Annotated in this window: 7 protein-coding genes; 3 read left to right on the top strand and 4 right to left on the bottom strand. The window is 72.8% G+C overall.

Annotated elements, in window-relative coordinates:
* Window positions 1–273: 273 nt before the first annotated feature.
* On the bottom strand, window positions 274–1,206 hold the full coding sequence (locus tag ACLJOU_RS43450) for a hypothetical protein (RefSeq protein WP_410575129.1): 933 nt from the start codon (window positions 1,204–1,206) through the stop codon (window positions 274–276).
* 269 nt (window positions 1,207–1,475) lie between these two features.
* On the opposite strand from ACLJOU_RS43450, the gene ACLJOU_RS43445 reads away from it, so the two are divergent.
* On the top strand, window positions 1,476–2,243 hold the full coding sequence (locus ACLJOU_RS43445) for a S1 family peptidase (protein ID WP_410575128.1): 768 nt from the start codon (window positions 1,476–1,478) through the stop codon (window positions 2,241–2,243).
* Window positions 2,244–2,352: 109 nt separating this feature from the next.
* On the opposite strand, the gene ACLJOU_RS43440 is transcribed toward ACLJOU_RS43445, so the two are convergent.
* Window positions 2,353–3,822 (bottom strand): amidase, encoded by a 1,470-nt coding sequence (locus ACLJOU_RS43440; RefSeq protein ID WP_410575127.1) that lies wholly within the window; start codon window positions 3,820–3,822, stop codon window positions 2,353–2,355.
* A gap of 198 nt (window positions 3,823–4,020) precedes the next feature.
* On the opposite strand from ACLJOU_RS43440, the gene ACLJOU_RS43435 reads away from it, so the two are divergent.
* Together ACLJOU_RS43435 and ACLJOU_RS43430 are read left to right on the top strand one after the other, a co-directional pair.
* Entirely contained in the window at window positions 4,021–4,635 is a 615-nt protein-coding gene (locus ACLJOU_RS43435; protein ID WP_410575126.1) for an SEFIR domain-containing protein, read from the top strand.
* A complete protein-coding gene (locus ACLJOU_RS43430; RefSeq protein WP_410575125.1) occupies window positions 4,538–6,346 on the top strand; it encodes a hypothetical protein in 1,809 nt (602 codons plus the stop codon). The genes ACLJOU_RS43435 and ACLJOU_RS43430 overlap by 98 nt, the downstream gene beginning before the upstream one ends.
* A 10-nt stretch (window positions 6,347–6,356) precedes the next feature.
* Here ACLJOU_RS43430 and ACLJOU_RS43425 read toward each other — a convergent pair whose 3' ends face one another.
* Window positions 6,357–7,118, bottom strand: a complete 762-nt coding sequence (locus ACLJOU_RS43425; protein ID WP_410575124.1) for a DinB family protein — start codon at window positions 7,116–7,118, stop codon at window positions 6,357–6,359.
* A gap of 190 nt (window positions 7,119–7,308) precedes the next feature.
* The gene (locus ACLJOU_RS43420; RefSeq protein ID WP_410575123.1) at window positions 7,309–8,406 is read right to left on the bottom strand and encodes a hypothetical protein; all 1,098 of its coding nucleotides are present in this window, start codon (window positions 8,404–8,406) and stop codon (window positions 7,309–7,311) included.
* Window positions 8,407–8,463: the final 57 nt, after the last annotated feature.

The following is an 8,463-nucleotide window of genomic DNA, read 5'->3' as shown; positions in this document are numbered from 1 at the left end:
CGAACGCTGCTTCAACCGCCTCAAACAGTTCCGTGCCATCGCCACCCGTTTCGACAAGACCGCTACCTCCTACCGAGGGTTGATCGACCTGGCCACCCTGCTCCTCTGGCTTTGAGGACACGCCCTAAGGACGTCACGGCGAGCAGGGCGACCCCGCGAGGTACCGCGCCGCGGGACAGAACGGCCAGCGCGGCCGTTCACCGAGGCCGAACTCGACGTGCTCAGGGACCCTGCCGACCCGGTTCGCCGACGCCGGACGCCACCAGGCGTGCGTCAGGACCAGCTCCAGCGCAGACCGCGGATGCCCGGCCCGACGCCGGTGGCGAAGTGGTGGGCGGGCGCGGCCGGGGACACCGGGACAGCGGTCACGTCCCGTTCCGGACCGCCGGGTGCGTCCAGCCGGTAAGCGGCGCAGGCCGCCGGCAGCGCGCCGGGGGCGAAGTGGACCTCCAGCAGGTGTTCGGCCACCGGGTGCCGGAACCGGCGGTCGTAACTGGTGTCCGGGACGCCGTCGGTGTATTCGAACTCGTACTCGAGGATCGCGGTCTCCCCGACCGCCATCGACCGGTCCGGCACCAGCTCGCTGACCACGAACCCCTGTTCCGGGCGGACTTCGGTCCGCACGGGCCGGCAGTACCGCACCGACACCAGGCGCGGCGGACGGCCCGGGACGCAACCGCGCAGCGCCACCACCTTGGCCTGGACCGGTTCTTCCACCGCGCGCACGACTTCGCGCACCCGCAGCCGGGTGAGGCACCGGGCGGCGTCGACCTGCAGTGCCTCGTGCAGGCTGAGCACCAGCAACGACGTCTCGTCGGCCGCGTCGAACGAATGCAGCACCGGCAGCACGTCGTTGCGCGGGCCCCACAACCGTTCCCAGCGCACCGGGTCCGGGGCGCCCGGGTGCCCGGGCCGGGACAGCAGCTCGACCAGCGACCGCGCCGGCACGCCGAGGACGTCCTCCAGCACCGCCACCGCGCGCAGGGAGTCCGGTCGTTCCGGGCGGGTCCGGCCGGTCCGCCAGTAGCTGAGCGTCGTGGTGCTGACGGGCACCCCCGCGGCCGCCAGGCGGCCCCGGAGGCGGGCGAGCCCCAGGCCGCTGCGGTCGATGGCCAGGGAGAGCGCCCGGCTGAACGGGCCCGTGGCGAGTGCCTCCCGCAGCTCCCGGCCGGCGGGGTCCGGGGGCGGCACCGCGAACAACGGCATCGGCGGTCCTCGGCGTCGGTGCGGGGAAACGGGTGCGCCTCCGGCGGATCGCGCCGTGGTGGCGGAGACGTCCGGTGGTGCCGGACGGTCCTCGGTTTAACAGCGCGGACGGCGGCTGTCACCCGACGAACGTCGGCCGGCTGCCGCGCAACCCGCCGAAAGATCCGTTCTGTTCCGTTGATCGACTCGGATCTTCGGGCGCTTACCGGGGAGCCACCGTCCGCTTACGTTCGGTGAGTCCCCACCGGTTCCTCCTCCAAGGAGTCCCCATGCGCCACCCCTCCGGCCGGTTCGCCCGCGCCGCCGCGCTGCTCGCCGGTTCGTGCGCCGCGGTCACCACGCTCGCCGCGGCCCCGGCGTCCGCGAGCACCCCGGTCACGCCGCTTTCGCCGGCCGCCCAGCCGTCGATCATCGGCGGCAGCACGGCCCAGAACCCCGGTTACGTCACCCGGTTCAACGGGCACGCCAACGGCTACACCTTTTTCTGCACCAGCACGCTCATCGGTACGCGGTGGGTGCTGACGGCCAAGCACTGCATGTACGACGACAACGGGCGGCGCCTCACCGACATCGACCTCTACATCGGTTCGAACAGCGCGTCCGGCGGCGTGCACGCGAAGGCGTCGACGACGTACGTGTACTCCGGGGGCGACCTCGCCTTGATCAAGCTGAACACCGACGGCGGCCGCACGTTCGCCCGGCTCGCGGGCAGTTCCTCCGACGCGCAGGAAGGCGACGCGGCCCGCGTCTACGGCTGGGGCGCGACCCAGTCCACCGACGAAGGCAGCCACCAGTCGTCCGTGCTGAAGCAGGCGGCGGTGCAGATCGCCGACACCGGCGCCACCGACTACTTCGGCGGCCCGGCGATCGCGGCCGACACCCCGAACGGCGCCGTGGCCGGCGGCGACTCCGGCGGCCCGATGATCGACGACGGCGTGCAGGTCGGGGTGTGCTCGACCAGCGACCGGTCCAGCACCACCACCTACGGCAGTGTCGCGGCGGGCCGCAGCTGGATCCGCCAGGTCAGCGGCATCTGACCGGCCCGGGGTCGCCGGCCGGGATCCCCGGCCCGGCCGGCGGCCCCTGCGTCACCGGTCGGCACGGCCGCAAACCGCACCGGGCCCGGCAGCTGGTCACGGGTGAACTCTACCGCCGGGCTTGGCCGGGCTCCGGTGCCCGGAAGCCGCCGAGCCGCGGTTCGAGCAGTTCGGCGAGCCGCAGCGGGGTGCGGTCCTCGAACATCGGGCCGATGAGCTGCACCCCGACCGGCAGGCCCTCGGGAGACCGGCCCGCGGGGACGGCGGTGGCGGGCAGGCCGGACATGGTGGCCAGGCCGGCCCAGACGAGCTGGTCGAAGTACGGGTGTTCGACGCCGTCGATGTCGATGCGCCGGTGCATCGGGTCGGGGGTGTGGTCGTGCGGGAAGGCGGGCGTCGGCGTGATCGGGCACACCACGGCGTCGAACGCGGCGAACAGCTGCCGCCAGCCGTGGCGGTGCAGTTCGCGGCGGTGGTTCGCCGCCAGCCAGTCGCGGTGGCTGAACGTCATGGCGCGCAGCCGCACGGCGTCGAGACTGCAGTCGTCCGCGCCCAGTCGGGCGACGCGGGTCCGCAGCTGCTCGTCGGTTTCGATCGGGAACCGCGCCTGCGAACCCGAAATCAGGAGCTGCATGTAGAGCGTCGCGGCTTCGGCCAGGTCGGGCAGCAGCGGACTGTGCCGTTCGACGCGGGCGCCGCCGTCGGCGAGGGCGGCGGCCACCCGGTGCACGCCCGCCCGCACGGCGGCGCCGGTCGGGAGGAGCGGGTGCTCGTCGAGCACGAGGACCCGGAAGCCGCCGAGCCGCTCGTGGCGGGCGGGCGGCAGGGCGAGGCGGTGCGCGACACCGAGCGTCAGCGGGTCCGGCCCGGCCATGACGCCGAGCAGCAGCGCGAGGTCGCGGGCGGAGCGCGCCATCGGACCGACGACGGCGAGGTCGGGCTCGACCGGCAAGGCGGGCTCGGCCGGCGGGGTCATCCCGCGGCCGGCCGCCAGCCCGAGCGTCGGCTTGTGCGCGTACACGCCGCAGAAGTGCGCGGGCGTGCGCAGCGAACCGGCGAGGTCGGAGCCGAGGGACAGCGCACCGAACCCGGCCGCCAAAGCCGCCGCCGACCCGCCGGAGGACCCACCCGCGGTACGGCCGCGGTCCCACGGGTTGGTGGTGGTGCCGTGGATGTCGTTGAAGGTCTGGATGTCCTGCAGTCCCAAGGGGACGTTGGTCTTGCCGAGCACCACCGCGCCCGCGGCCTTGATCCGCGACACCTGGACGGCGTCCTCGGCGGGAAAGTGGTCCCGGTGCGCCGGCATACCCCAGGTCGTGGGCAGCCCGGCGACGTTGTAGGACTCCTTGACGGTCACCGGAACGCCGAGCAGCGGCCGGTCTTCACCCCGCGCGCGTGCCTGATCGGCCCGCCGTGCGGCGGCCCGCGCGCGGTCGAAGTCCGGGGTGCAGATCGCGTTAATCACTTTGTCGTCCCGCTCGATCCGGGCGATGGCGTCGTCGGTCAGTTCCACGGACGTCACGGAACCGTCCCGCATCGCGGCGACGAGGTGTTCGGCTGTCTGGGCGTTCCAATCCATGGTTTCGACGCTAGCGGGGTTGCTTCGGGGGCACGAAATCCTGTTCGGCGCAACGGAAAGTCGGTCTCGGGCGCGTGATGTGCGGAAGGTGGCGAGCCGGCGACGGCTCGACGTCCGAGGCCTCGGCGAGCGGTGACCCCGAACGAATCACCGCGATCCGGCCCGCCGCCCGGCGTGGCGCCACTAGGATCGCTCGGCGTGCCGGTCACGCGAAGTCCCCGGGTGTTCGTCTCGTACGCCGGTGACTCCGGCGCACACACCGACACCGTCCACGAGTTCGCCAGGGAACTGCGCGGCCAGCTGGGCATCGACGTCCGCCTGGACCTGTGGGAGCGCGATCGGCGGCGGGACTGGCTCGAATGGGTGGTGGACCAGATCGAGCAGGGTGACTTCGTGCTCGCGATCGGCTCGCCCGAGTACAAGCGGCTGGCCGCCTCGGACGGCGAGTCGCAGAACCACGCCCGCTTCCAGCTCGCCATGCTGCGCGAGCACCTGGCGGCGGACCGGGCCCGGTGGCTGCCCAAGATCCTTCCGGTCGTCCTCCCCGGGTGCTCCGCCGACGACCTGCCGGCGTTCCTCCAGCCCTACTCCGCGACCCGGTACGTCGTCCCCGCGCAACTCGACGAGCTGCTGCGCGTGCTGACCGGCCGGCCCCCGCTGCGTCCAGCCCCCGCTGGGACCGCTCGCCGACCCCGCGGTCGCCGAACGAGACGGGTTGTTCCGCGCCCCCGTGCTGAGCGCGGACCTGAGCCGGGTACTGCTCGAGGCCGCGGAGGGTCTGGCGGCCGCCGTCGCCGACTTCTGGCGGGGTGAGTCGACGCGGCTCGGCCTGGACGACCCGCGCCCCCTCGCCACCCGCTGGCGCGCCGACGGCGGTGAATTCGACCGGATCGGGCCGTTCTTCCGGCGGAACGTGCCGTCCCGGCGGCTGCTCGTGCTCGGCCGTCCCGGCTCCGGCTCCGGCAAGAGCGTGTCCGCGATCCGGCTGGTGTCCGACCTGCTGGCCGGGTGGACCAGGGGCGACCCGGTGCCGGTGCTCGTCCCGGTCACCGGCTGGCACCCGGGCAGGCTGCACCCGTTCGACTGGCTCGCGCGCCGGCTGGCCCGCGACCACCGGCTGGGCCGGACCGTGCGCTGGGTCGACGGGACGCGGATCACGCTGGCGTCCGCGCTCCTGGAGGTGGGCCTGGTGCTGCCCGTCCTCGACGGCTTGGAGACGATCGCGGCGGACCTGCGGCCCGAGGCGATCGCCGCGCTCAACCGCCTCGGGTCGTCGGTTCCGCTGATCGTCACCTGCGGCTGGGCCGAGTACCGCGAACTGGACGCGGCCGGTACCGGGCTGGCGCGCGCCACCCACGCCGAACTGCTGCCGCTCGACCGCGACGACGTCGAGGACTACCTGGCCGAGACGGTTCCCCGTGGCGGGTCCCGGCTGGCCCCGCTGTTCGCCCGGCTGCGCGCGGAACCCGCGCCGACACCGCTGCTCGTGTGGCTGCTCCGGGTGGTCCACCAGGACGTCGGCCGCGATCCCGGTGAGCTGTGCGACCGAGTCCGGTTCCCGGATCCGGACTCGGTCGAAGCCCACTTGGTGCAGCACCTCGTCCGGGCGGTCTACCCGGAGCACCCCGGCCGCCGTCCCCGCGGGGCCTTCGCCGGGGTGCACCACAGCACCGTGCAGCGCTGGCTGGCGCACCTGGCCTCGACCGGGGCGGCGGACATCGCGTGGTGGCAGCTCGATCGTCCCGTCCGGTGGGTCGCGCCCGCCTGCCGGGTCGCGGCGGGGGCCGTGCTGGGGTTCGGGCTGGTCAGCACGATCGGCGTCGTGCCCGGGCTGGTGGGCGCCGCCGTGGTCGGGCTGGCCGCGGGCAACTCCCGGTACCTGGCTTACTTCACCGTGACCGACGTCGAGACGCCGTACGCGTTCGACCGTTCGGCGTCCAAGGTGCGCGCCGAGGTGCGCGACTTCGTGAAACTGCTGGGAAGCGCCTTGCTGTTCTCGGTCGGCGCGCTCGCGCTGCTCGTCGCCGGCCGGAGCGTCGCGGCCGGGTTGGTGCACAACGTCCGCGCGGCCCTGGTGCTGGCGGCCCTGGCCCTCGGCGGCGGCTTCCTCGCGTGGCGGTTCGGGCGCCGGCTGTGGCACCGGATGCGCCACGGCCGCGGCGACGGCCTGGTGGTACTCGCCGACCTCAACCGCCCGACGAGTCCCGGTGAAACCCTTCGCGCGGACCGGAACGTGGCCTTGGCCGGCACGGCGACCATGCTCGCGATCGCGGCCGTTTTCGCGGTGCTGGGCGTCGGGTTCGCCGTCCAGATCGCCGCCGGCTACGCCGCCGCGTGGATGTTGTACAGCGCGTACGCCAGGTTCACCGTTGCCCGGGTCGTGCTCGCCGGGCGCGGGAAGCTGCCGTGGCGGCTGTTCGGGTTCCTGGACGACGCACGGAACCGCGGTGTGCTGCGCCAGTACGGAGCGGTGCACCAGTTCCGGCACCAGCACCTGCAGCGGCACCTGGGCGGCCCGGCGTAGCCCCGGGGTTTCAGCCGATCGCGCGGGCTTCGAGCACCGCGAGGTCGCGCACCGCGTACCGGTGGTGCTCGGCTTCTTCCTTCAGCACCACCTTGAGGCAGCGGCGCACGACGTATTCCTGATCGGGGTACGGGTCAGCCGGCTTGCGACGGCACACGCGGTCGAGTTCGGCCGCGGTGAGTCCGTCGACGACCCGCCGCATCGCGGCCATGCGAGCGAGCCGCGGCTCGAGCACCTCGTCGAGCGCCGGGGTCGCTTCGAGGGTCAGGCCGAGTTTCGCCGCCTCCTCCGGCGGCATCCCCCCGGCGGGGAAGCCCAACGGGTGGTAGGGCGTTTCCTCCTCGAGCACGGCGTTGCCGAGCCAGGCGTCGGCGGCGAACAGCAGATGCCGTTGCGTCTCGACGAACGACCATTCGCCGTCGACCCGCTCGTGCAGTGGGGTTTCGGGCCGCAGTCTCGCCCGGTCGAGCGTCGCGTTCCACAGGGTTTCGATGGCGTCCCAGGCAGCCCGGTAGTCCTCGGGTGAAGCCGCCTCCCGCGCCAGCACCCGCGCGGGGTGGCAGCGGTCGAGCTCGGCCTCGACATAGGCGGTCACGTCGACGTCGTTGACGACGAGGCGCGCGAAGTCACCACCGAGGTAGACATCGCCGCCGTAGCAGTCGACGATCTTGAGCCCGGTCACCTCGCAATCACGGATCTCGAGGCCGGTCAGGTCGCACAGGTGGATACGAGCGCCGCGGAACCGGTCGGTGTCGGCGTGTTCGGGAACCATCGGAGCAGTCTCGCGCACTCGTTCGCGCAGCGTCCACCGCATGAGCAGGGTTCGCGGCCGCCGGGCAACCGCGGGTTCTTCCCGGTGTGCTGGAGACATGCCATCGTCGAGGTCCTGGCTGCCCGAGGCGGCCTTGTCGGGGCTTCCGGCCGACCCCGGGGGCCGCGCGCCCCCGGGGTCGGCCGGGTCGTCAGGCTGCGCGCAGCAGGTACCCGAGCTCCAAGCCGGTCGAGTCGATGTTGCGGTCCGTGCTCACGAACGCGTCCACCCGCCAGCCCGTCCGGGCGAACAGGCGCTCCCAGTAGTCGGGGCTTTCCAGGCGCTGGGCGGTGAACACGTGCATGAGGAAATACGCGTTCCAGAAGTTCGTGGCCAGCCCGTGGCGCATGATCGTCGGGTTGGCGATCTCGTTGGCCACCTCGATCACCGCGATGCTGATGCCCGGGAACGCCCTCGCCACGTTGCGCAGCAGGCCCTCGACCGCCTCCTCGCCTTCCTGCTGGAGGACCTCCTGCAGCACGTAGCCCAGCACGAGCAGGTCCGGACGGCACTCCTCCGGCGGATCGTCGAGGAACGCCGTCGCCGAGCGGTTCGCCAGTTTGATGCGGCCGCTCATCCCCTCCCCCGCCACGTGGGACACCGCTTCGGCGTAACCGCCGGGGTCCGGCTCCACCCCCCACGCGGTGATGCCGGGGACCTCCTTGCAGAAGTCGGTCAGGTACAGCGCGCTGCCGCAGCCGAGGTCGAGCACCTCGTGGTACTCGACCGCGCCCCGGGCCATCAGCTCGCGGGTGATGGGAATGCCGTCGTAGCGGCTCATTTCGCAGCTGCCGCGGCTGACGTGGCGCCCGTTGCGGCCACACGCCGGGCTGCCCTTGTGCAGGGCGTCGCCCAGCTGGCCGAGCGTGGACGAGTACCCGCCGACCATCATCGTGTACCACGCCCGGAATTCGCCGTAGCCGAGCCCTTTCGCGGTGAGCCGCACCGCGTCCGCCTCGATTTCGACCACGCCTTCGTTGGCCAGGAACTGCAGGAGACCGAGCAGGCGGTACTCCTCGGACACCAGCTGGTCGGCCAGGCCGGCGATGGGCCGGTAGCCCTGTTCGGCCTGCAGCGTGTCGAAGATCCCGCTGTCGAACAGGTGGTGCAGGGCCGACGCGAGGAAGTGCTCGGCGATCGGGCGGATGCCCTCGATCAGGCGCTGCTCGAACCCGGAATCGACCACGCCGGCGTACAACTCGGGCTGGCCGTACGGAAGCCGGGACGGCGGAACGGGTGGCGTGGTCATCGGTGTCTCCTTAGGACAGATGCGGAACTTGGCACTACCTCGTTCGTATAGCCAGGA

It is taken from the genome of Amycolatopsis sp. cmx-4-61, assembly GCF_046548775.1.
Lineage (GTDB): Bacteria > Actinomycetota > Actinomycetes > Mycobacteriales > Pseudonocardiaceae > Amycolatopsis.
This window is presented reverse-complemented; position numbering and strand designations above follow the sequence as displayed.